The 22,498-nt window shown below is 46.8% G+C and carries 21 protein-coding genes; 14 read left to right on the forward strand and 7 right to left on the reverse strand.

What is annotated here, in order from left to right; all coding sequences use genetic code 11:
• Nucleotides 1-29: 29 nt before the first annotated feature.
• Together panB and ACZ45G_RS00100 are read left to right on the forward strand one after the other, a co-directional pair.
• A complete protein-coding gene (gene panB, locus ACZ45G_RS00095) occupies nt 30-821 on the forward strand; it encodes a 3-methyl-2-oxobutanoate hydroxymethyltransferase (protein ID WP_464174552.1) in 792 nt (263 codons plus the stop codon).
• A complete protein-coding gene (locus ACZ45G_RS00100) occupies nt 808-1,689 on the forward strand; it encodes a Rossmann-like and DUF2520 domain-containing protein (protein ID WP_464174553.1) in 882 nt (293 codons plus the stop codon). Before panB ends, ACZ45G_RS00100 begins: the two co-directional genes overlap by 14 nt.
• Nucleotides 1,690-1,758: 69 nt before the next feature.
• On the opposite strand, the gene ACZ45G_RS00105 is transcribed toward ACZ45G_RS00100, so the two are convergent.
• Nucleotides 1,759-4,764 (reverse strand): insulinase family protein, encoded by a 3,006-nt coding sequence (locus ACZ45G_RS00105; RefSeq protein WP_464174554.1) that lies wholly within the window; start codon nt 4,762-4,764, stop codon nt 1,759-1,761.
• A 12-nt stretch (nt 4,765-4,776) separates the two neighbouring features.
• Nucleotides 4,777-5,139, reverse strand: coding sequence for a hypothetical protein (locus ACZ45G_RS00110; protein WP_464174555.1), 363 nt, complete (start codon nt 5,137-5,139; stop codon nt 4,777-4,779).
• A gap of 332 nt (nt 5,140-5,471) precedes the next feature.
• On the opposite strand from ACZ45G_RS00110, the gene rsmA reads away from it, so the two are divergent.
• The 5 genes from rsmA to ACZ45G_RS00135 all read left to right on the forward strand — a co-directional run bounded on the left by rsmA (nt 5,472) and on the right by ACZ45G_RS00135 (nt 11,552).
• Nucleotides 5,472-6,320: a 16S rRNA (adenine(1518)-N(6)/adenine(1519)-N(6))-dimethyltransferase RsmA gene (rsmA, locus tag ACZ45G_RS00115; RefSeq protein WP_464174557.1), complete on the forward strand. Its 849-nt coding sequence runs from the start codon at nt 5,472-5,474 to the stop codon at nt 6,318-6,320.
• Nucleotides 6,321-6,424: 104 nt separating this feature from the next.
• Nucleotides 6,425-7,651: an LL-diaminopimelate aminotransferase gene (locus tag ACZ45G_RS00120; protein ID WP_464174558.1), complete on the forward strand. Its 1,227-nt coding sequence runs from the start codon at nt 6,425-6,427 to the stop codon at nt 7,649-7,651.
• The gene (locus ACZ45G_RS00125) at nt 7,648-8,904 is read left to right on the forward strand and encodes a molybdopterin molybdotransferase MoeA (protein WP_464174559.1); all 1,257 of its coding nucleotides are present in this window, start codon (nt 7,648-7,650) and stop codon (nt 8,902-8,904) included. Before ACZ45G_RS00120 ends, ACZ45G_RS00125 begins: the two co-directional genes overlap by 4 nt.
• A 61-nt stretch (nt 8,905-8,965) precedes the next feature.
• Nucleotides 8,966-10,918: a molybdopterin biosynthesis protein gene (locus ACZ45G_RS00130; protein WP_464174560.1), complete on the forward strand. Its 1,953-nt coding sequence runs from the start codon at nt 8,966-8,968 to the stop codon at nt 10,916-10,918.
• A 55-nt stretch (nt 10,919-10,973) separates the two neighbouring features.
• Entirely contained in the window at nt 10,974-11,552 is a 579-nt protein-coding gene (locus ACZ45G_RS00135; RefSeq protein WP_464174561.1) for a class I SAM-dependent methyltransferase, read from the forward strand.
• A gap of 106 nt (nt 11,553-11,658) precedes the next feature.
• On the opposite strand, the gene ACZ45G_RS00140 is transcribed toward ACZ45G_RS00135, so the two are convergent.
• From ACZ45G_RS00140 to ACZ45G_RS00155, 4 genes are all read right to left on the reverse strand, one after another.
• Nucleotides 11,659-12,522 (reverse strand): DUF4405 domain-containing protein, encoded by an 864-nt coding sequence (locus ACZ45G_RS00140; RefSeq protein ID WP_464174563.1) that lies wholly within the window; start codon nt 12,520-12,522, stop codon nt 11,659-11,661.
• Nucleotides 12,523-12,617: 95 nt separating this feature from the next.
• On the reverse strand, nt 12,618-13,172 hold the full coding sequence (locus ACZ45G_RS00145) for a DUF6691 family protein (protein WP_464174564.1): 555 nt from the start codon (nt 13,170-13,172) through the stop codon (nt 12,618-12,620).
• A 10-nt stretch (nt 13,173-13,182) separates the two neighbouring features.
• A complete protein-coding gene (locus ACZ45G_RS00150; protein WP_464174565.1) occupies nt 13,183-13,749 on the reverse strand; it encodes a YeeE/YedE thiosulfate transporter family protein in 567 nt (188 codons plus the stop codon).
• Entirely contained in the window at nt 13,746-14,072 is a 327-nt protein-coding gene (locus ACZ45G_RS00155) for an ArsR/SmtB family transcription factor (RefSeq protein WP_464174566.1), read from the reverse strand. Before ACZ45G_RS00155 ends, ACZ45G_RS00150 begins: the two co-directional genes overlap by 4 nt.
• Nucleotides 14,073-14,256: 184 nt before the next feature.
• On the opposite strand from ACZ45G_RS00155, the gene ACZ45G_RS00160 reads away from it, so the two are divergent.
• A complete protein-coding gene (locus ACZ45G_RS00160) occupies nt 14,257-15,933 on the forward strand; it encodes a long-chain-fatty-acid--CoA ligase (RefSeq protein WP_464174567.1) in 1,677 nt (558 codons plus the stop codon).
• A gap of 101 nt (nt 15,934-16,034) precedes the next feature.
• On the opposite strand, the gene ACZ45G_RS00165 is transcribed toward ACZ45G_RS00160, so the two are convergent.
• Complete coding sequence (locus ACZ45G_RS00165) at nt 16,035-16,235, reverse strand: hypothetical protein (protein ID WP_464174568.1); 201 nt, start codon at nt 16,233-16,235, stop codon at nt 16,035-16,037.
• A gap of 837 nt (nt 16,236-17,072) precedes the next feature.
• Here ACZ45G_RS00165 and ACZ45G_RS00170 point away from each other — a divergent pair.
• The 6 genes from ACZ45G_RS00170 (at nt 17,073) to ACZ45G_RS00195 (ending at nt 22,469) form a co-directional block, all read left to right on the forward strand.
• Nucleotides 17,073-17,375, forward strand: a complete 303-nt coding sequence (locus tag ACZ45G_RS00170; RefSeq protein ID WP_464174570.1) for a sll1863 family stress response protein — start codon at nt 17,073-17,075, stop codon at nt 17,373-17,375.
• 250 nt (nt 17,376-17,625) lie between these two features.
• The gene (locus ACZ45G_RS00175; RefSeq protein ID WP_464174571.1) at nt 17,626-18,300 is read left to right on the forward strand and encodes an ADP-ribosylglycohydrolase family protein; all 675 of its coding nucleotides are present in this window, start codon (nt 17,626-17,628) and stop codon (nt 18,298-18,300) included.
• 72 nt (nt 18,301-18,372) lie between these two features.
• The gene (locus ACZ45G_RS00180; RefSeq protein ID WP_464174572.1) at nt 18,373-18,744 is read left to right on the forward strand and encodes a pyridoxamine 5'-phosphate oxidase family protein; all 372 of its coding nucleotides are present in this window, start codon (nt 18,373-18,375) and stop codon (nt 18,742-18,744) included.
• A gap of 36 nt (nt 18,745-18,780) precedes the next feature.
• Complete coding sequence (locus tag ACZ45G_RS00185) at nt 18,781-20,145, forward strand: deoxyribodipyrimidine photo-lyase (protein ID WP_464174573.1); 1,365 nt, start codon at nt 18,781-18,783, stop codon at nt 20,143-20,145.
• A 17-nt stretch (nt 20,146-20,162) separates the two neighbouring features.
• Complete coding sequence (locus tag ACZ45G_RS00190; RefSeq protein ID WP_464174574.1) at nt 20,163-20,711, forward strand: AhpC/TSA family protein; 549 nt, start codon at nt 20,163-20,165, stop codon at nt 20,709-20,711.
• A 327-nt stretch (nt 20,712-21,038) separates the two neighbouring features.
• Nucleotides 21,039-22,469 (forward strand): SDR family NAD(P)-dependent oxidoreductase, encoded by a 1,431-nt coding sequence (locus ACZ45G_RS00195; RefSeq protein ID WP_464174575.1) that lies wholly within the window; start codon nt 21,039-21,041, stop codon nt 22,467-22,469.
• Nucleotides 22,470-22,498 lie beyond the last annotated feature (29 nt).

Genomic DNA, 22,498 nt, shown 5'->3' on the forward strand with positions numbered 1-22,498 from the left:
GGATCCATACTTAAATCGGGAGGGAAAATATGCAGCCCAGAGTGACCACATCAACATTGATAAAAATGAAGCAGGAAGGCAAAAAAATTACCGCCCTGACAGCCTATGATTTTCCCTTTGCCGGTTTCCTGGATAAGGCCGGTATTGATATCGTTCTGGTGGGTGATTCCCTGGGCATGGTGGTCCAGGGAAAGGAAAATACCCTTTGTGTGACCATGGATGAAAGTATTTATCACACCGAAATGGTTTCAAGGGCCTGTCGTTATTCAATGGTTGTAGGGGACATGCCCTTTATGTCCTACCAGGGTTCTTTGGATCGGGCAGTGGAAAATGGGGGGCGATTTTTAAAGGAAGCAGGGGCCTCTGCCGTGAAACTGGAAGGCGGAGCAGATGTTTGCCCGGTGATTACCGCCCTTGTAAAGGCGGGAATACCTGTCCAGGCCCATATCGGTCTCACCCCCCAGTCGGTGCATCAAATGGGCGGTTTCAAGGTCCAACGGGATGAAGAGAGGCTTTTAAAAGATGCCAGGGATGTTGAAAAAGCCGGGGCCTTTTCCGTTGTCCTGGAAGGCATCCCCTCTCCCATTTCCACCCGGATTACAAAGGCGCTCAATATTCCCACCATTGGCATTGGTGCCGGGCCGGGATGTGATGGTCAGATTTTAGTGCTCCATGACATGCTCGGGATCAATGATCGCTTCCTTCCCAAGTTTGTTAAGAAATATGCAGATATTGCCCAGGTTGCAAACCAGGGACTGGCATCCTATATCAAGGAAGTAAGGTCAGGAACCTTTCCCTCGGATGAATATGAATATAAGTAAAAAAAAGTTTTGTATCATCGGGTGCGGGCGTTTGGGGGTGTGTCTGTCTGTTTTTTTATCCCAGGGATTTACCCCTGCTTGTTTTGCCAGCAAGAGCCCTGATTCGGCAAAACATGCCGCTGCCATGGCCGGTGAGGGCATTGTATATAAGGATGCCGTCACAGCCGCAACCGCCTGTGACCTTGTTTTTATTACCACCCCGGATACCCAGATCAAACCGGTGTGTGATCAGATTGCAAAGGGAGGCGGTTTTACCGAGGATTCAGTGGTGTTTCATCTGTCCGGTGCCCTGTCTTCAGATGTTTTAAAAACAGCCCAAAAGACAGGGGCAGCCATTGGATCTATCCATCCTCTCCAGGCTTTTGCGCCCTATGAAAGGGGTCAGAAATCTCCTTTTTCAGGTATTAATATCTCCCTGGAAGGTGCGGATCAGGCAGTTGCCCTTGGTCGTGAAATTGTAGTGGCCCTGGGCGCCCATTCTTTTACAATCCCCACCCATGCCAAGACGATTTATCATGCCGCGGCCGTGGTGGCCTCCAATTATCTGGTGACCCTGGAGCATTTTGCCCTGAGCCTTTTAAAGGAGGCGGATCTGGATGAAGCCGTGGCCTATACCATTTTAGAGCCACTGATTCAGGGAACCCTGAACAATATCAAGGCCCGGGGCTGCGTTAATGCACTGACCGGGCCTGTTGCAAGGGGGGATGATCAGATTATCTCTTGTCATTTAAAAGACATCGATAAAAAAACACCCCAATTCTCACAATTGTACAGAGTTCTAGGGAAACATACCCTTGAGATAGCCGCATCAAGGGGGGACCTGGATTCCGGGGGCAAAGAAAGGCTGGCCGCCCTGTTTAAAGAATGACGTGAAGGGTGGTTTAAATAGTGTCCCATGGGAAAACACCTGTTTTCCCATGGGACTTTCTTTTTTTTTCTAAATTTTAATCAATCTTAAGGGGGGACGGTTGTCCGCTTCAAGGGCTTTATTGGCCTCCTCAAGCAGGGTTTTGCTTGAGATAACAGATATGCCTTTCTGATCCTCTTCAATGGTAAAATAGGTTTTGGCTATTTCCTGGATCCGGTTTTTGTCCAGCTGGAGCAGGGTATCCTTGAAATGCTGACGGATTTCATTGGACAGGTGGGTGATATCCCGGTAAAAGGCTTTCATGGCAGCAGGCCCCGGGGTCTCCGGTTTATCAATATCCGAGCAAACCTGAAGAATGGCTTCCTTTACATCTGTCTGGGTAAATTCTCCCCGGGTAATATAATCGCAGGCCTTCTTATAGACATCCAAGGTTCGTTTGATATGGGGGTCCCGGTAAGAGCCAAAGGAAAAGATGCCTTCTTCTGTATTATATATGGCAAATCCGCCGTAGGCCCCGCCTTTTTCCCTGATTTCCCGGTGGAGGTAAAGGGATCTTAAAATTTTAGAGATCACCGCAAGTCCCGGAGAATCTTTATGGGTGATGCGGACGGTTTTAAAGGACTGACCCACAAAGGAAACGGCCGTATTGGTATACCATCCGTCATAGGGCCTTTGGGTGTCAAGGTCAATGTCCGGGGTATAAAATGTATTTTCAGATCTTTTTTCAGGATTTTTTTCAAACTGGCTTAGTTGGGCATGGAGCCGGCTGATTCTTTGGTCGGCCTGGTGCAGGGCCTGGGTGCTGCCGATGACGGCTGGTTTTAAATTGTCTTGTCTGAACAGGGAGCCGGCAATGGTCGTAAGATTTGACGACAGGGTGTCCAAGGCTGTTTTGCTGGTATCGGGATCTGTCAGTTGGCCGGTGATCTTTTTGATGAGCTGAAACTGATCGATTCCGTGCCAGAGTTCGTTGATATGGGATGCCTTGGACAGGTGGCGGGCGGAAAGGGAGATGGCATACCGGTGACCTGCTGAAACAATGGAGGATTCCATGCCGGATTGGTATTGGAGCAACAGGCTTTTCAGCCGGTCTTGATCTTGGAATCCAAACTGGTTGACAAATTCATCCATCATATCAAACAATCGGTCAATGTTCCGGTCCAGGGCTTTCCCCTGGAGGGCCAGAAATGAATGGGCATCCGCCCCCTTGGAAAAATAGGACCCTGAAAAGGGAGACAGGCTAACCCCGCCGGTATACAGGTCCATGGTTTCCGCTATCTTGGAATAGGAGCTTTTTTTTGTGCCGCTGTTGGTAAAGGCATTGGCGAAAAAGGGAACCAGGGGAAAAAGATCAACCGGGATATTTCCGGCTCCCACAGGACAGGTAAAATAGAGGATCCCGGAAGTGGCCTTGTCATAACAGGTGGAAAAATCAATATCCTTGATCCGGTCTGGTTTTATGATTTCGATATCCGGGGGGACATCGGCGAGATCCAGGGTGGGCAGGGAGGACAGGTCTTCTTCTGATTCCTGAAGCAACTCCAGAGCGGCAGAGTCTTGTTTAATTATTGACAGATCATCTGGTGTAAGGGTTGCCAAAAGGGCTTTTAGTTCTGACCTTGTCGCATCGGCCTGGTTTTTTTCAAGCTGGTTGTCCGGCTCCAGGGTAAAAAGAACCCTGTGGGGATTTTCAAGAAAGTAGTGAACAATGCGTTCTTCAAGAAAACCTCCCTGACGGATCTTGTGAGCAAGGGTTTCAAGGTCGTCATCAATATTGATGCAAGATACCGGGTCCCCGTCATGGATCATGGTGCCGGCAAAGGAAAGCAATAATTTAATCCCAAAGGGGTAGGGGGTGTTGGTAATTTCCTTGCGGTAAAATTCAATCTGGTGAATGGCCGAATCGATGAGCTGTTGTTCTATTCCGGTCGTTGCCACCTGTCGCAAGGTTGAAAAAATAATCTCTTCCACTTTGGGAATGGATTCCTTGGCAATATCCTTTAAACCGCAGGCAAACATGGTATCCCGGTTGTCTGCATCAAATCCCGTTGCATCGGAAAGGGCAGATCCCAGATTGGAATCGATCAACGCTTTTCTCAAGGGCGAGGCAGCATTTCCCAGGAGGATCTGTTCTAAGACCGTGAGAACCAGAATTTCAAAGGAATCTTTAATATCACAGGTCAGCCAGGCCATACAGGTCTGGTATTTTTGGGTCAGATCATCTGGGTCGGAATAGGCATAGGCCTGGATCTGTTTTCTGGGGGTGTCCCACCGGGGCTGGGCCGGTACGGCTGAATCAATTTCAAGGTAATCAAAGCGTCCCAATACTTTTTTTTCGAGGACTGCCAGTGTCGCTTCCAGAGGGAAGGACCCATAGGTATAAAAATAGGAATTAGACGGGTGATAGTAACGGGCATGGAAAGCCTTGAGCGCTTCATGGCTTAGTTTGGGAATATCAGCGGGCTCGCCTCCTGAGTTGTTGCTATAGGTGGTGTCCGGGTAAAGACTTGCCAGAATCGACCTTGAAAGCACCTGGGAAGGTGAGGACATGGCGCCTTTCATTTCATTGTAGACAACCCCCTTGTATTCCAGCTCACTCTCCTGGCCTTCTGTTTCTAAAAGCTCTAGCCGATGCCCCTCCTGCTTAAAGCTCAGGTCGTCAATGTTGGGGAAAAAAGCCGCATCCAGATAGACATCCATGAGATTGTAATAGTCTCGTTTGTTCTGGGAGGCAAAGGGATACATGGTCCAGTCCGAAGCGGTAAAGGCATTCATGAAGGTGGACAGGCTTCGCTTTATCATGGAAAAAAAGGGGTCACGGACGGCAAATTTGGCAGATCCGCACAGGACCGTATGCTCGAGGATATGGGCCACCCCCGTTGAATCCTTGGGCACTGTTCTGAAAAATACACCAAAGGTGTTTTCGGTGTCCTTGTTGGCAATATGAATATGCCTGGCTTTTGTTTGCTTGTGACTCAGTTCAATGAGCACCGAGTCAATGGTGGGCAAAGGGCAGATTCGATTGACGATATACCCGCTGATTTTCTGGCCTTCTTTAAATGAAGTCGTTTCCATGTGTTTTTTCCATTATATTTTTTTATAGATCCCCCGGTTAACCCGTTGAATCTTTCCTATTTTATCCAGCCTGAAAATAATATTTCTCAGTTTTTTGTCGTCAAATCCGGTTGCAGCTTTTATGGTCTTAAAATTGGTTCCCTTGGGATGATTTGCAATGATCTCCAGAACAATGGCCGAGGCACTTTTGCGTTTGGCTGCCCGTGGCTGGGCACTCCTTTTGGCACCCGGCTGTTTCTGATAGAGTAATTGCTCAAGCTTGTCAAGCCTGGTGTGTAAATTGTTTATGTCTTCTTTGGTGGGAATATCCAGCCGGTGCAGCAGCATTTTGACAAAACTTTCCCAGTTGGCTCCAAGTTCAGTGTTTTCCGTCATGATACATCTCCTGAAAAAAAGGGTTGATTTTTTGATTGCAAGATAGCCATTCACACGCCTGCTCCGGGTCAGAGCAGATAGGAATGCTTATAAATCAGGCAACGAGTGAACTGCTCTGGTTCGTATTGGTATTGAATCTTATTATCCGTTGAAGTATAATATATAAAATTACTTCCGGGGGCAAAGAAAGTCAAGTAGTAATTTTGCTGGTAAATTAAGAAACTAGGTTAAATATAGTCTGGATAGGTGGGGCCTTTGCCGTCACGCCAGACCTAACAATAGAACAACTAAGCCTTGTGCAGTTAAGCACAGGAAGCGAACAGGCAGGTGATATGACACATCCGGGACAATTGTTAAAAAAAGAAAAACTATACGCGGGTAAGGAAATGGGACAAAATTTTTTGTCCGACCCGGGAACAGCACAAATGATTGTTGACCGTGCCAAGATATCCAAGGAGTCCATTGTCCTTGAAATCGGGCCGGGTCTCGGGGCCCTGACCATTCCCCTTGCCCGGCGAGCCGCCCGTGTCATTGCCGTTGAATTGGACAGGCGGCTGGTTCCTCTTTTAAATGAAGAACTTGAACAAGAGGAAATCGGTAATGTTACGGTGATCAACCAGAATATAATGAAAACAGATTTTAAAGAAATCGCCGGGGAGGGTCGACTGGTGGTTTTTGGAAATCTTCCCTATAATATTTCATCCCAGATATTATTTCGTCTCGTAAAGGAAAGGGCCGTCATTGAAAAGGCTTTTTTAATGTTTCAACGAGAGCTTGCCACCCGTATCATTGCCTCCCCCGGGGGTAGGGATTACTCAAGACTGTCCGCCGTGGTGCAATATGCAGCCGATGTCGGATTTCTTGCCGACATCAACCCCGGTTCTTTTTTTCCAAAACCCGAGGTGCATTCAACTGTATTGCGGTTTGACTTTCTGGCTTCAGCCGACATGTCACCGCCCATGGAGGATTTGCTGTTCGATGTGATCAAGTCGGCTTTTTCAAAACGGCGAAAATCCTTGAAAAATTCCATGGCCGGCGGGGAGCTGGGAATTGAAAAACCCGTTGTAATAGAGGCATTGACCCGGGCTGCCATCGAGCCTGCGCGTCGGGCGGAAACCTTGTCTGTTGCAGAATTTAAAGCCCTTGCAATGGCAGTTTGGCAGATTCGCCAAGAGGTATGATAAAAACAAACATGGAATTGACATATTTGTCCGCTTTGTTAAACTGAGACCAGTAGGAGTTTCTACTGGTATATATATATTAGGAGTGAAAGGAAAAAAGATTCATGATCAGAGCAAATGAGAATTATAATAAATTACAGGCGTCCTACCTTTTTTCAGATATTGCAAAGCGGGTGGAAGAATTCCAGCAGAAAAATCCAGATACCCATGTTATTCGCCTGGGAATTGGAGATGTGACCCGGGCATTACCGCCTGCTGTGGTAAAGGGATTCCATGAGGGCGTGGACGAAATGGCCGTTGAGAAAACCTTTAGGGGCTATGGTCCCGAGCAGGGATATGCTTTCTTGCGGGAGGTCATTGCAGCCCAAGATTTTCAGTCCCGGGGAGCGGATATAACTGCCGATGAAATTTTTGTCAGTGACGGCGCTAAATGTGATACCGGTAATTTTCAGGAATTGTTTGCAACGGATATCAAAATTGCTATTCCAGACCCGGTTTATCCAGTTTATCTGGATACCAATGTCATGGCCGGCAGAACCGGGGAATTTCAAAACGGCCGGTACGAAAATATTGTTTACATGGACTGCCTTAAAGAGAACAATTTTATGCCGGAATTGCCCAAGGAAAAAGTGGATTTGATTTATTTGTGTTTTCCCAACAATCCCACCGGCGCCACGGCCACCAAGGCAGAGTTGAAACTCTGGGTGGAGTATGCAAAAGAAAACCGTGCCTTGATTCTCTTTGATGCCGCCTATGAAGCATTTATCCGGGATGAGACCCTGCCCAGAAGTATCTATGAGATAGAAGGTGCCAAGGAGGTGGCCGTTGAATTTCGAAGTTTTTCCAAGACAGCCGGCTTTACCGGTACCCGGTGCGGGTTTACCGTGGTGCCCAAAGAGTGCATGGTTTTTTCTTCAACCGGAGAGAAAATTTCCCTGCATAGGTTGTGGCATCGTCGCCAGAGCACAAAGTTTAACGGGGTCTCCTATCCGGTTCAACGGGCAACCCAGGCGGTATATTCCAAAGAGGGCCAGGTCCAGGTCAAGGAATTGATCGATTATTACCTGAACAATGCCGATATTATCTGTAAAACCATTGCGTCCTTGGGTTTTGATTATGTGGGGGGTAAAAATTCTCCCTATATATGGATAGACGGCCAGGGAAGGGATTCCTGGGATTTCTTTGACCTTTTGCTCAACAAGGCCTCGGTGGTCTGTACCCCCGGCGGCGGGTTTGGCCGCTGCGGTAATCCCTATATACGGATTTCTGCTTTTAACAGTATTGAGAATGTGACCCTGGCCATGGAACGGGTAAAGAAAGCATTAAGATGAATCATTTTTTTAATGTAAAAACCCTTGAAGAGGTCTCGTCCCTGGTGGAAAAATTTCCTGCTGTGGGCCGTGAAATTATTGACGTGGCAGATGCCTGTTCCAGGATTTTGGCAGCGGATCTGACCGCAGGAAGGGACATGCCCGGGTTCCGACGGGCCACCATGGACGGATATGCGGTCCATGCCGCATCCACCTACGGTGCTTCCGAGTCAAGTCCTGCATGGCTTGAACTTGTTGGAGCCATCTTGATGGGTCAGGTACCCGATTTTGAATTGGCGCCGGGGCAGGCAGCCCCTATTTCCACCGGCGGCATGCTGCCCAAAGGGGCGGACAGCGTGGTCATGGTGGAGCATACGGAAGCGGTGGATGAGGGGTCGGTGGAAATATACAAGAGTGTAGCCCCCCTCCAGCACGTGATCGATGCTTCAGAGGATTTTGCCAGGGATCAGACCGTGCTCGCCGGTGGAACCTTTATTCGGCCCCAGGAAGCAGGACTTGCGGCAGGATTAGGGTTTTCTAAACTTGAAGTTTATAAGGTGCCCCGGGTGGGAATTATCTCCACAGGGGATGAAATTATTCCCATCACCCAGGAGCCGAGTTTCGGTAAAATTCGGGATATTAATTCCTATACCCTGGCCGGATTTATCGAAGAAGCCCATGCCCTGCCCGTCCGGTACGGGATCATCAAGGACAATCCTGCGGCCCTTAAGAAGGCCTGCGAACGGGCCCTTGGGGAATGCGATATGGTATTGATATCCGGGGGCAGTTCAGTGGGCACCCGGGATTATACCGTGGAGGTGCTCTCTTCCCTGGCAGATACTCAAGTCTTGGTCCACGGCATGTCAGTCAGCCCGGGCAAACCCACCATCCTTGCCAACAGTGCAAATAAACCAGTCTGGGGGCTTCCCGGCCAGGTGGTATCTGCCATGGTGGTGGTAAAAATTATTGTGATTCCCTTTTTGCAGCGGCTCCAGGGATACAAAGAGCCGGTGAGGCAAATTCGGATTCCGGCGAAATTGACCCGGAATGTTGCTTCTGCCCAGGGCAGGCGCGATTTTGTCAGAGTAATGCTTGAAGACAATCCTTTTAAAAATGGTCCACTTGAACAAGAGGCGTGCCGGATGCTGGCTCGACCGGTCCTGGGAAAATCCGGATTGATCCGGACCATGATCTATGCAGACGGCCTTCTTGAGATAGGAGAGCATGTGGAAGGGTTGGAAAAAGATACCCTGGTTGATATTATCCTTTTATAACAATTTATGACAATTTATATATAGAAAAAGCAGCTCATAAAAAAGGCAAAAAAGATACCCCATGAATTCAAAAAGAAATGTATACCTGGATATGAAGAGTATTGAAGAGGCAAAAGCATGCCTGTTTGAGCATTTTAATGCCTATGCCACCCAAATAGAGAGTATTGATGTGGTGAACTCAAAGGGAAGAGTGCTGGCAAAACCGCCCATGGCAGCCATCTCTTCTCCTAATTTTCATGCCGCCGCCATGGACGGCATTGCCGTGGATGCCCATATTACCTTTGGGGCCAGTGAAGAGGTGCCGATAACACTTGTTCCCGAAGAAAATGCCTTCTGGGTGAACACCGGCCATGTCATGCCGCCCGATACCAATGCCGTAATCATGATTGAGCACTTAAATATCCTGGATGAAACCCATGTTGAAATTGAAGCGCCTGTGTTCCCCTGGCAGCATGTCAGGAAAATGGGAGAGGATATTGTGGCCACCAAGATCCTATTTCCCCGGGGTCACCAGATTAATTCCTATTCCCTTGGGGCCCTGCTCGCCGGCGGCATTTTCCAGGTGTCGGTGTATAAACAGCCAAGGGTGATGATAATTCCGACCGGGTCTGAACTCAAGCAATGGCAGGATGTCCGGCCGGACCAGATGAAACCAGGAGATGTGGTGGAGTCCAATTCCACGGTTCTGGGCGGCCTTTGCCAGGACCACGGGGCTTATTTTGAGATTCATCCCATGCTCAAGGATGATCTTGGCACCATACAGGCTGCCGTTGAAAAGGCTGCAGGCCTCTACGATATGGTTTGTATTATTGGCGGCTCTTCGGCCGGGTCCAAGGATTTTGCAAGGCCGGTCATTGCTTCTTTGGGTGAGGTATATGTTCACGGGGTCACCATGATGCCGGGGAAACCGGTCCTGTTCGGCAAGGTGGGCCAGGTGCCGGTGTTTGGAATTCCCGGATATCCCGTGGCTGCCATTGTTGCCTTTGAGCAGTTTGCCGGACCCTTGCTGCTCCATATGCAGCAATTGCCCGAAAAGATCCTTGAAACAGCCCTGGTGACCCCGGCCAGAAAGATTGCCTCCAAGCTGGGTCAGGAAGAGTTTTTAAGGGTTAAAATCGGTTCTGTGGACGGGCAGCTGATCGCGTCCCAGCTTCCCCGGGGTTCCGGGAGTATCACCACCCTTACCGAGGCAGACGGGGTGATTCGGATCCCCAGGCACATTGAAGGTGTCGCCCAGGGAGAAAAGGTTACCGCCTATTTGCTGCGGCCTTTGCCGGCCATAGAAAATACCCTGGTCATCATCGGTTCCCATGACAATACCCTGGATCTTCTGGGGGATCAGATCCGCCAGGCAAAGTTTGACGTCAATATTTCTTCGAGCCATGTGGGAAGCATGGGGGGATTGATGGCCATTAAAAAAGGGGGGTGCCATATGGCCGGGGCCCATTTGCTGGACCCTGTTGACGGCAGTTATAACTTTTCATATGTTAAAAAATATCTGCCCGACCATAGGGTAAAGATTGTTAACCTGGTCATGCGGGAGCAGGGGCTGATCGTTCCAAGGGGAAACCCAAAAAATATCCAATCCATTGAAGACTTGAAAACTAACGACTTGAAAAATAACGATTTGAAAACAGGGAAACTCCGGTTTATAAACCGTCAGCCCGGATCGGGCACGCGAATTTTATTTGATTACAAATTGAAACAACTGGAGATGACGCCCGGGGATATCCTCGGGTATGAAAATGATGAATATACCCATATGTCCGTGGCTGTGGCCGTGCTTTCCGGCCGAGCCGATGCCGGCCTGGGGATAAAGGCGGCAGCCAATGCCCTCGGTCTTGATTTTATTCCCATTATCACCGAATCCTATGACCTGATCATTCCGGAACGGTTTTTTGAGTCCCAGAAGGTACAGGTTCTTCTGGAGACCATTGGTACCGACGAATTTAAAGCCCGGGTTTTGGCCCTTGGCGGATATGGGGTGGAAAAAACAGGTCAGGTGCTCAATTAAAGGATGCCGGTAACACAATCTTGGAGAAATCAAGTGAATCTGAAGGGAGTTAAATATGGATAACATCCAGAAAATGCCCAAGGGAGCCGGTAAAAGCAGTTTTGAATTAATTGATTCAGATAAATTAAGGTCTGCCCTGCCAATAAAACCAGGATCTGTTGTCATCGACTTGGCGTGTGGCAAAGGCATTTATTCCATGTTCTTGTCAAAAATTGTTGGTCAGACAGGATTGATATATGCTGTCGATCTCTGGAAAGAAGGCCTTTTATCGTTAGAAGAGCAGATTGAAAAGAAAAACATCACCAATATCATGACCCTCCTGGCCGATGCCGGTAAACAAATTGATATTGATGATTACAGCTCAGATATATGTTTAATGGCAACTGTATTACATGATTTTGAAGAAGGGGGGCAGGCAGATACGGTATTGAAAGAAATCAAAACCCTGCTCAACCCCAAGGGGTGTCTGGCCATTATTGAATTTAAAAAGATAGAAGGCCCCCCAGGCCCCCCAATAAATATTCGATTGTCTGAAGCACAGGTGGAAAAAATAGTCACAAAACATGGTTTTGTAAAAAAGGAAACGGTTGATATCGGGGAATACACCTATCTGACGACCTTTCTATCCACCTAGTTACATGTCATAATTTTCCCATATCAGGTATCAAACGTGAGCCAGGATAAATCCTATAAATATTCTAACCCGATACCTAGGGCGGGTGCATCCCTTTTATATAAAGTTATTCCGACATTTGCCCAAGACTTGCTGATTTGATTTGTTCATAAATGTCCATGGGGCCTGTCTGGTTGTTTTCACCGATTTTTTTAATGGTCAGGCCCTCCTCAGCTTTGATCCCGACTTTGGACAGGTCCCGGATCAAGGTTTTTATGTTCAGGTTGAACCGGGCGCAGATATCTGCCAGGGTCGTATTCCCTGTTCCGGGAGGTGGAAAATCTGGAAGTTTAATCGCTTTTCCAGCCGGGATAACATGGGGTGTTGATTCTCCGGCCTTGGGTTTCATGGTCAGATAAATCTGCTGGGGTGGGAGATTGTTTTTTTTGCTGATGTCGGATAGGGTCTGGCTTGCATCTTCAACAATAAATCCGGCTGCCTTGAGTTGTTCCATGCTCTGGTTAAGGTCCAGTCCCACTTTCTGGGCAAACGTTCTTAAAGAGGATAATTCAGCATGGCCGTATGGCGGTTCGCCGTACTTTTCAGCTGCCTGGTTTTTAATGGATTCGCTAAGGCTCAGGATGCTTGAAAAGGGGGGAATTTCAAATTGGGTTCCCAGAATGCAAACAAGGGTCAGGGCCAGGGCAACATTGAACTCTCGGGTAAAGACTTTAAGGTCTTTTGTCTTGTTTTTGAGATAGTTCATGATGGGGGTCCAATTGTAATAGATGTGGAGACCCAGGGCCAGCAAAAACAAGATTCCTGTATTGATGTGGATATTTCCCCACTGTTCTTTGCTCAATCCCCAAAGCCGCCAGTCTGACCAGTATGCAATCCTTCCCTGGGGAACGATGTAGAGAATGACGCTGGTGACCCCCATTGCGATAAAAGTGAGCCCTGCTGTCAAAGAGGTTATTTTTCTGAGTTTCATTTTTACTTTTTTCCCCTGTTGTCAACGCATTCAAGTTTCAAAGGATGGAAAAAAAGGCCCGGCAATAGACCGGGCCTTTTAATGAACAATTGGGATCAAATTTTGTCAGGGAGTTTCCAGGCAATGAGCATAAAGGCAATCCCGATGACGGAGGCCAGCAAAGTGCCCGGTACCATGGGCAACAGGGCCTGGAATTTGTCTGAACCTGTGGCCAGCATCACCTTGCCGCCGGCGATCGTGTTGAACAGCCAAGATCCTTTGATGCTGCCGTAGACCAGGGTGTAAATCAGAGCACCCACCAGGCCTCCGCCCACAAAAACCAGGGCGTCCTTCCGTCCGTCCGCCAGGGCGGTCAGGCTCGTGCCGGGGCAGTAGCCGGCAACAGCGAAGCCCAGTCCCAGCATCGCCCCGCCAACGATTACACCGATGTAGCTGCTCTTTACGGAGAGGTGTCCGGCGTCGATGACACCAAGGGTCATCAGCAGAAATAAAAGGGTGCTGCTGATGCCGATTGCAAAGAAAATAGCCTTCATAAGGTTCAGATCCGTAAGGCGCAGCATGTTAATGATGTTCTGGGGGTTGGTGGCCCCGACCCGCTGCAGGGCAAAACCGAATAAAATTCCGAGTATAATTGCAAGAAAGATGGTCATAACATATCTCCTATTTTCTTTTGTAAACCAGTATGGCTGCTGGAACGGCTGCGGCAAAGGCACCGGCAGCGAAAAGGTACCCGCTCAGGGATGTCTGCATCATTCCGCTCATCATATGGCCGCTGGTGCAGCCCCCGGCCAGACGGGCGCCAAAAAGGACTAGTATCCCGGCAAAAAACACCGTCACATAGCGCAAACCAGGATTTTCCCCGAAGCGCTGCCGCCAGACTTCAGGAGCGATGCGGTCCAGTGCCGTTGTGCCAGGGCCTCCCAGGCGTGAGGATAAAAATGCCCCCAGGACCATGGCAATAGCAAAAATAAAGCTGTAATTAAGGGGATTGGCCACGTTTTTAGCGTATTTACCCCCGCTCTTATTCAGATAGGCGTTGGGACTTGTGTAGCCTGATTTGCTCGCGGGATCTTTTTGAACCACCGTGTCTGAAAGAAGGTTCCAGACGATGCCGTCGGCGATAACATACTGGGTGGATACGCCGATGGGCTTGGCAAATGCTACAGCCAGAAGGAAGGCTGCTCCCAGTAAGATTCCTCCTTTAAACCAATTCAATTGTCCGTTCATAACAGGTTCTCCTCATTGTTAGGGTTGCAATAGATGCGGTAAAGGGCTTCCAGTATCCCGGATACGGCCTGGCTTTTAAGGCGGTAGTGGATCACCTGGCTTTCGCGTCGCGTGTCCACAAGGCCCGCCTGCCGCAATCCGGCCAGATGCTGGGACAGGGCCGACTGACTCAAGGGGATGACCTGATTGAGTACACTGACCGTGCACTCCCCCTTCATCAGGTAGCACAGGACCATCAGGCGGCTGGGATGGCTCATGCTCTTAAGCAGCTTTGCAGCCTTTTCCGCGTTTTCTTCAAGTTTTTGGGGATCAATGTGTTCCATCAATTCCTTTACTCGTTTAATATTAATATTTTCTAATTTAGAATAATCTAATATATCATTTTGTCAAGGCTGAATTTGAAAAAAACAGGGCTTGAACGATAATCCAAGCAGGTTTATTATACTTGCCTTAAGACAAGGAGACTGATAAACATCCTTTTTTAAATTTAAAAATAAGGAAACTGCCATGCCTGAACATGGAATATATAATAAGACCCCATGGTATGCGGCCTATGATGCAAAAACGGTCAAAACCATTCATTATAATGATGCCCTCATCCCGGATTTTTTGGACAGAGCAGCCCTTGAATTTCCGGACAGGGTGGCATTGATTTTTCAGGGTTACACCATCACCTTCCAGAAACTCAATGCCCTGACGGACCGGTTTGCCAATGTACTCAAGGGGTTTGGCATCAATCCGGGGGACCGTGTGGCCATTCTTCTGCCCAACAGCATCCCCTGTGTTGTTGCCTACTATGCCACCCTGCGCATAGGTGCTGTTGCCGTCATGAACAACCCTTTGTATTCAAATACGGAACTTGCATACCAGTTCAAGGACTCGGGCGCAAAACTTCTGGTCACCGTGGATCTTCTGGTTGATCGCATGGTCCAGCTCAGGAAAACCACTCAGATCAGGGTCATCATCCACACTTCAATGGGGGATTTTCTTCCCCTTGCCAAGCGCCTGCTCTTTCCACTGGTTGCAAAAAAAAGAGGGCTTGCAGCAGAGGTTCACCCGGCAGACAATCTATTTCAATTCAAGGAAGTTCTCAAGACCGCCGGGAAGATGGCGCAAAGACCTGCCATTGACATGGATGATGTTGCCATGATCCAGTACACCGGGGGAACAACCGGTGTCCCCAAAGGGGCCATGCTGACCCACAGAAATTTGAGCTGCCAGACCCAGCAGCTGGCAGCCTGGTTCCCCGATTTTGTCAGGGGAGACGGTATCATGCTGGGGGCATTGCCCTTTTTTCATGTATTCGGTCTTTCCACCTCCATGAATTTTGCCATCTACATGGCCTGGACAAACGTGCTGGTACCCAAACCCCAGCCCCGGCAATTGTTTGAAGCCATTGAAAAATTTAAGCCCAGCTTTGCCCCCCTGGTCCCCACCATGTTCATCGGCATGCTCAATCACCCGGAAATGGGAACCCGTGATCTGAGCAGTCTTGAGGAAAGTTTTTCAGGCTCTTCCCCCCTTCCCCTGGAGATTATCAACACCTTCCAGAAACGAACAGGGTCCATCATTGTCGAAGGATACGGGCTGACCGAATCCAGCCCGGTCACCCATGTTAACCCGTTAAAGGGCACGAGAAAACCCGGCAGTATCGGCCTTCCCCTGTCAGACGTCAGCTGTCGCATCGTTGACGCGGAAGACGGCGTAACTCAGATGCCCGTGGGAAAACCGGGTGAACTCATGGTCAAAGGCCCCCAGGTGATGAAAGGATATCTGAACCACCCGGAGGAAACCGATAAAACCATTACCGGCGATGGCTGGCTTCACACCGGTGACATTGCCTTCATGGACGAGGAGGGCTATTTTTTCATCATCGACCGGATGAAGGATATGATCATCTCGAGCGGGTACAATGTATACCCAAGAGAAATCGAAGAAGTTCTCTATGAACATCCCAAGGTGGTGGAGGCCTGCTGTGTCGGTATCCCCCATCCCAAGCGCGGCGAGGCAATCAAGGTCTTTTTGCAGCTCAAACAGGGCACAAGTGCCACCCAGGAGGAAATCATTGAATTTTGTTCCCACAGACTGGCCAAGTACAAGTGGCCCATTGAGGTGGAGATACGCGAGACCCTGCCCAAATCCACTGTGGGTAAAATTTTAAAAAAGGATCTGATCGGGTCTTGAAATACTCGCCCAATACATAGGAATCTGACAATCTGAAACCGTTAGGGTCATTTTCTATTTCAGTTTTTCTATCTGGAAGGGCCGTCTTGCAATAATTTGTTTTATTGGCATTCAAAGCCGGGGAAATAATCTGCAAAGACAAGTTGCCTTTCCTTCCGGGGGAAAAGGTCCAAGGCGGTTTCGATGGGCAACCTTTTTGCTTTCTTTGCCTTGGGCGCTGACTGGGCCAGTCGGCGGTCATGGTCTGGAAACATGGTTATTTGTATATATAGGGTCATTTTTATGTATTTTTTCTCGGTCATTAAAAATGAAAATCAACCTTGAAACATCTGTCAATAAAGCTTGTTTTCATACCGGAATACACTACTTATAACCTTTGACTAAAAACAACAACTGCTTTTTGTCTGTTCTTTTTTTTAAAACTTAAGCCCCTGCGGTTGACCTTGTCCCGCAGGTGTGGTGATATTGCCCTGAATCCAAATGCAGCAACCAGAGGAACGAATATGATCATGGCAAGAAAGATTGCCATGGCCACCAGATCATAATCCAGGGTACTTTATGCCAATATAACGATAATCAGTATATAATCTTTTTTGCCCATATTTTTTACACGCCTTTTTGTTCGTTCACTGTGACCCGTAATTAGCATATTTTTTTTGGGTCGAGGTCTGAAGGTAACCGATAGCGATTCTGGGCGCAGACATAAGACCATGTGTTTCAAATCGATATCACTTTTGTACAGATTACCCCAAATGGCTGAAAGGACCGGAGGGGGACCGGAAGATTTTGGCTCCCAATGTCGTTGTAATAGATAAAAATGGTACACATTATTTGTGCACAGTTAAACCTGACAAGAAATATGACGCCTTCGTAGATATTGATTCTAATGCGTTTTTTGAAAAAGACGTTCCAGAGATATGCTGCGAGAATAAAGATACAAAACTCATAAAATTATAATAACAGGTTGCATGCATTGGATAAGCGTGTATATTATTTAGATCGTATAATTTTATTTCTTTCACGATTTGTTCCGAGACCATACAAGACTCCTTCGCTTCGCTTTGATTTGATTGTTGTGCTCCTTAGTGAAAAATAAAGTTATGGGCATTCTTTATTAACCCAAATTTGGAGGATTCATTATGGAGGTAAAAGATTATTGTAAGGCAATGAAGGCAGAAGTTACTGCTTGGAAAGAAAAACTCGAAGCAATGAAAAAAGTTGCAGACACTTACGGATCTGCTGAAAAAGAAAAAATATTACCATTAATTGGGCAACTTGATCAAGAAGTCGTAACAGCACAGCTTCGAGTTGATCAGTTAGAGAATGAATGTCCATCCGACTGGTCGCCCATGAAAAATGAACTGGATGACCTTTTTGGAACCGTTGGAAGTAGTGTTGACAGAGCATGGAAAGATCTTGAACCTGGAAATGTAGGCGGCTAAACATTATCGTCATCGTGTTGAGATGGTGCTAAACAAATAAAAGGCCCCTTCCATCCATTTGAGGGGCCTTTTTTTCGAGTCCAGATGGCAGAATTTTAAGGTGAGATAATTCATTGATCATGCGTTACCGGATCAGTCCCCACCCCTATCAAACCCGGCAATCAATTCTGGTCGAGTAAGGGATGGTGTATACACCTGTGGTGAATATCAAAGTATTCCCGGCATTCAATGGGCGCTGTTGTAAGGTCGCATGACAGCAAAGCAGATAATAAACGAAACAAGTGCATTGATATTTTGCACAGCCAGTCAAAATTTTGGGGCCAGCGAGGAATATCTCAGACATTCTTTTACGCAATACGGTAAAGGGTGTGATGTGATGGAATGTGGTAGAAAGGATGAAAATCATATTGGCGGATTGAGTCTCATGCTGCCGTTTCTCATTGTCTTGGGACAAAACAGGGAATATGCTTTAAAAACAGCTTTAAATCATATGAACTTGACACATGGAGGTCCGGCCATGCATTCTGGCGGGAAAATAATCGCGAATATTATTCTTGATGTGCTCCATGGGAAAAAGCTTGAAAATGCCATTGTTGAGCATTACCGAACGAAGGGGGGTCATGTGTCAGCAGGTTTATTTGAATCTTTAATTGAATTCCCGGACCAGATAGTCGTTGGAAAGCATTTTTCATCCGCCTGTTACATGGATCAGTCAATACCTGCGACGCTTTATCTGGCACTTAAATATGCGCAGGCGGCTGAGTCCGGTTTGATTTCAAACACCATGTGCGGGGGAGATAATGCCGGAAGGGGATCGGTTTTGGGAGCCCTGCTGGGGGCTGCTGGTGGTTTAAGTTGCTGGCCGGACAGATGGATTAATGGGTTGATTGATATCACCCAAAATGATCTTTCTAAATTGATTTAATACAATTTTATTGAAGCAGAACGAAAGTTAAATGCTATTACAAAAAAAGACATATTGAAAAGGAAAGAAAAAATGGAACTGAAAAATTATTTTGAAACGACATCAGGAACGGGTATTTTTTCAACAGCTGATAAGAATGGCAATGTTGACGCTGCCATTTATTCACGGCCTCATTTTTTAGAAGGGGACACACTGGCGTTCATTATGCGGGACCGCCTGTCTCATAAAAATCTTGAGTCCAATCCCCATGCCGTTTATCTGTTTATTGAAGACGGATCCTCAAAAAAGGGCACACGGCTATACCTGACCAAGATAAAGGAAGAGAAAAATTCGGAACGGATTGAATCTTTGAAACGCAGGAAAAAACAATCTGATTCAGGTGAGGACAGATTCCTTGTTTTTTTTGAACTTGGTGAGCAGCGTCCACTGGTTGGTGATGATTAATAGAAAATGATATCCAAACTGTATTGAGATTAAATAATGACGATTCAAGCATCCCGCATACACGACTTAAACCATTTACCCCCATCTTCCGGTATATTTGTGTTGTATTGGATGCAGCAGTCACAGCGGGCTGAGTACAATCATGCTTTAGAGTATGCCATTGAGCAGGCAAATATTCAGGGCAGGCCTATCCTTGTGTTATTTGCGTTGACCGATGATTATCCAGAGGCCAACCTTAGGCATTACACCTTCATGCTGGAAGGATTAAAAGAGACAAAACAACAGCTGGTATCAAGGGGCATCCAGATGGTTGTCCGGTATGGGGATCCAGTACAGGTGGTCCTGGATCTTGGACGCAATGCATCGATGATTATCTGCGACAGGGGATACCTAAGTCATCAAAGAGGGTGGCGGCAAAAGATTGCAAAAAAAGCCGCCTGTCGTGTTGTGCAGGTTGAAACTGATGCGATTGTCCCTATCCAGGAGGTCTCGGACAAGGCAGAATATGCGGCTTATACGATACGTCCGAAAATACACCGGCAACTTGATATGTATCTGAAAGAACTGGTACCTAAAATTGTATCGCAGTCATCATTGTCTATTCCTGTAACAGGACTTGAACTTGATAATATTCAAACTGTATTGGATCAGCTGGATATTGACCGAAGTGTTCCGGCTGTCCCCAAATTTTTCAAGGGAGGGACATCCCAGGCAAAAGCCCGGTTTAAATATTTTTTAGAAAACTGTTTTCAGCGATATGTGGCCCATCGGAATCAGCCAAAAACATTAGATGTCTCCTTTATGGGTCCTTATCTTCATTTTGGTCAAGTCTCTTCTCTTTATCTGGCGCTTAAAATTAAAAGCTGCCAGGATTCTTTCGAAGAAGCCAAGGAAAGTTATCTGGAGGAATTGATTGTTCGAAGAGAGCTGGCCATGAATTTTGTTTATTTCAACCCGGCCTATGATTCTTTGGCGTGTCTTCCGAACTGGGCGAAGAAAAGCTTGGATGAGCATAAAAAAGATGCCCGTGAGTTTCTTTATTCAAAATATGTGCTTGAGAATGGTCAGACGCACGATATTTACTGGAATGCAGCAATGCGAGAAATGAAGATTTCAGGTTTCATGCACAATTATATGAGGATGTATTGGGGGAAAAAAATTCTTGAGTGGAGTGAAACACCTGAAAAGGCCTACCAAACTTTAACGGCAATCAATAATGAATACTTTTTAGACGGCAGGGATCCCAATTCTTATGCAGGCATTGGATGGATTTTCGGTTTGCATGATCGTGCCTGGTTTGAAAGACCTGTCTTTGGTAAAGTGCGCTATATGACAGCATCTGGACTAGAGCGAAAATGTGACATTAAAGGGTATGTCAGCAGAATAAACCAAATGATTTAAATATAAACGGGATAAATATGGCGAATAATTTATCAGTTGAAGATCTTGGAGAATTGGTTGTCCTAAATGATAGAAATGAGCCTGTGAAATTATTTACCTTATGGCAGGACACACCAGCTCTCTTGGTTTTTGTCCGTCATTTTGGCTGAGTGTTCTGCCGTCAGCAGGTGGCTGAACTGGCAGAAAATTCTCAAAATTTTAATGATAAAAATGTAAATCTTGCTGTGATTGGTTCAGGTGATCCCCGTCAATTTAAAGAGTTTAAAAAAATAACCGGATATGAAGGTCTGCTTTTTTCTGACCCTTCACTGGCAGCTTTCTCTCTTTTAGGCTTTTCAAAGGGGCTTGCAGGTTTTATGAGCATCCGTTCTGTATTCAAGGCTGCATCTGCACTGAAACAAGGCCATCGACAGGGTTCAGTTCAAGGCAGTACAATGCAGCTGGGTGGTGCTATTGTGATTGACGTATCAGGTGCTGTCTGCTATTTTTTTTCTGGTAGAAAAGCAGGGGATCATCCTAAAATAAATGAATTGATCAGCGCTGTTGATAATTTGCAGCCGTTGTGACGCAGGTCCAAAATGAGAGCAAATATGTCATCCGACTTTAATGCTGAAGAAGTATTTGAAATGGCCATTTAAATAGCGAAAAAGGGTGCTGCATTTTACAGGAAATCCGCTTCAATTCAGGAGAATAAGTCGAACAAAGAGTTCCTTGAATCCATTGCCCGTATGGAAGACAGTATCGAGCATGGAGAGCGTCTTGCCAGTTAACCAGTCTGTCTTTCCTGATAGAAGGAGACAGAAGAGTATCTGTCATTATTTTTATTTTGTTGAAGTCCTTTAAATCGTGATCATACTTAAAGTTGAATATGATAACGAATCAAAAGGTGTCCCATGATAAAATTAAACGAATCCATTCATGTTCCAAACGCTTTAGAGGCCGTTTTCACCTATACCAGCGATTTTAGCAATATCAAAGACTGGGATCCGGGTGTGGCAGTATCCCAAAAGAGATCAAAAGGCGGAGCCCAGGTCGGGTCAACCTATGATCTCACTTTGTGTTTTGGGCCGTTCAGACCCAAAATGGAATATACTATCACAGCGTATAAGCCTTTTTCCAAAGTGACCCTGAACGGCAGGGGAGAATCCTTCCGTGCGATTGATACCATATCGTTTTTTAAAACACCAACCGGCACGCGAATTGACTACGAAGCCCAAATATATTTTCCAGGGGTTTCAAAGCACATGGAAAAAATCTTAACCCCTGTTTTAAAAAACACAGGGCGAAAAGCTATCCAAGGGCTTGAAGCCAAACTGAGTGGAGAAAATAGAATGTATAAACAAAGCAGCTGTTTTTTTTCAGGATCAAATGGGTTTGATTATATTGCGGATCATATGATTTTGCCGGGCATGCTGATGTTCAGCAAATTAGGATATTCACTCAGCAAAAGATTCTGGGCCGAAAAAAATGAAACGCTTTTTGGAAAAAAAGTTGTCATAACAGGGGGAACCTCTGGCATTGGAAAAGCTGCAGCCATAAAACTGGCGGGAAAAAAAGCCTGCCTGACCATCATTGCCAGAAATAAAAAAAAGGCTGAACAAGTTCAGCAGCAGATCATTGAAAAAACCGGGAATCCCCATGTGGATTTTTTGATAGCAGACTTAAGCAGGATGGAAGATATTAAACAGGTCGCAAAAAAGTTAAAGGACAGGAAAAAAACCATAGATGTTCTGATCAATAATGCGGGTGCGCTTTTCAATGAAAGAAACGAGACGATTGAAGGGTTTGAACAAACCTTTGCGACAGATCTTTTGGGTGTTTTTTATCTCACCGAATTGCTAAAAGACAGTTTTCCATCCACAGGCGGCCGGATCATCAATGTTTCCTCGGGGGGCATGTATACCCAGGGGATTGATGTGGACGACCTTCAAAATGAAGTCGTTCCCTATGCGGGTTCAAAAGCCTATGCCAGGGCTAAAAGAGGGATTGTCATTCTCACCAGACTCTGGGCCCAGCAGATGCGTTATTCAAAGGTTGCTGTCCATTCCATGCATCCCGGTTGGGTGGATACGCCGGGCATCGAGACCGCTTTACCGGGTTTTCATTCACGGATAAATTCTGTTTTAAGGACGCCTGACCAGGGTGCAGATACCATCGTATGGCTTGCCGCTTCAAACGAGGCAGGAGAATCGACAGGAAAATTTTGGCTGGACAGACGGCCCCATGAAACCGTTTTATTTCCCAAAACCGGTGAGTCTGAACAGGCGAGGCAACGGTTGTGGACAAAATTAAACCTGCTCACCCGCCGATTTGAAAAAGCATGATCGCATTTAAAACATAGCGCTGACGTTTT

The sequence above is a fragment of the Desulfoconvexum algidum genome (assembly GCF_055382125.1).

Excerpts from the sequence above, each read along its gene's own strand:
- ACZ45G_RS00105 (WP_464174554.1), bottom strand. The coding sequence starts at position 4,764 with ATGGAAACGACTTCATTTAAAGAAGGCCAGAAAATCAGCGGGTATATC.
- ACZ45G_RS00160 (WP_464174567.1), top strand. The coding sequence starts at position 14,257 with ATGCCTGAACATGGAATATATAATAAGACCCCATGGTATGCGGCCTAT.
- ACZ45G_RS00100 (WP_464174553.1), top strand. The coding sequence starts at position 808 with ATGAATATAAGTAAAAAAAAGTTTTGTATCATCGGGTGCGGGCGTTTG.
- ACZ45G_RS00175 (WP_464174571.1), top strand. The coding sequence starts at position 17,626 with ATGACAGCAAAGCAGATAATAAACGAAACAAGTGCATTGATATTTTGC.
- rsmA (WP_464174557.1), top strand. The coding sequence starts at position 5,472 with ATGACACATCCGGGACAATTGTTAAAAAAAGAAAAACTATACGCGGGT.
- ACZ45G_RS00135 (WP_464174561.1), top strand. The coding sequence starts at position 10,974 with ATGGATAACATCCAGAAAATGCCCAAGGGAGCCGGTAAAAGCAGTTTT.
- ACZ45G_RS00120 (WP_464174558.1), top strand. The coding sequence starts at position 6,425 with ATGATCAGAGCAAATGAGAATTATAATAAATTACAGGCGTCCTACCTT.
- ACZ45G_RS00155 (WP_464174566.1), bottom strand. The coding sequence starts at position 14,072 with ATGGAACACATTGATCCCCAAAAACTTGAAGAAAACGCGGAAAAGGCT.
- ACZ45G_RS00180 (WP_464174572.1), top strand. The coding sequence starts at position 18,373 with ATGGAACTGAAAAATTATTTTGAAACGACATCAGGAACGGGTATTTTT.
- ACZ45G_RS00170 (WP_464174570.1), top strand. The coding sequence starts at position 17,073 with ATGGAGGTAAAAGATTATTGTAAGGCAATGAAGGCAGAAGTTACTGCT.
- ACZ45G_RS00185 (WP_464174573.1), top strand. The coding sequence starts at position 18,781 with ATGACGATTCAAGCATCCCGCATACACGACTTAAACCATTTACCCCCA.
- ACZ45G_RS00110 (WP_464174555.1), bottom strand. The coding sequence starts at position 5,139 with ATGACGGAAAACACTGAACTTGGAGCCAACTGGGAAAGTTTTGTCAAA.
- ACZ45G_RS00145 (WP_464174564.1), bottom strand. The coding sequence starts at position 13,172 with ATGACCATCTTTCTTGCAATTATACTCGGAATTTTATTCGGTTTTGCC.
- ACZ45G_RS00130 (WP_464174560.1), top strand. The coding sequence starts at position 8,966 with ATGAATTCAAAAAGAAATGTATACCTGGATATGAAGAGTATTGAAGAG.
- ACZ45G_RS00140 (WP_464174563.1), bottom strand. The coding sequence starts at position 12,522 with ATGAAACTCAGAAAAATAACCTCTTTGACAGCAGGGCTCACTTTTATC.
- panB (WP_464174552.1), top strand. The coding sequence starts at position 30 with ATGCAGCCCAGAGTGACCACATCAACATTGATAAAAATGAAGCAGGAA.
- ACZ45G_RS00150 (WP_464174565.1), bottom strand. The coding sequence starts at position 13,749 with ATGAACGGACAATTGAATTGGTTTAAAGGAGGAATCTTACTGGGAGCA.
- ACZ45G_RS00165 (WP_464174568.1), bottom strand. The coding sequence starts at position 16,235 with ATGACCGAGAAAAAATACATAAAAATGACCCTATATATACAAATAACC.
- ACZ45G_RS00195 (WP_464174575.1), top strand. The coding sequence starts at position 21,039 with ATGATAAAATTAAACGAATCCATTCATGTTCCAAACGCTTTAGAGGCC.
- ACZ45G_RS00125 (WP_464174559.1), top strand. The coding sequence starts at position 7,648 with ATGAATCATTTTTTTAATGTAAAAACCCTTGAAGAGGTCTCGTCCCTG.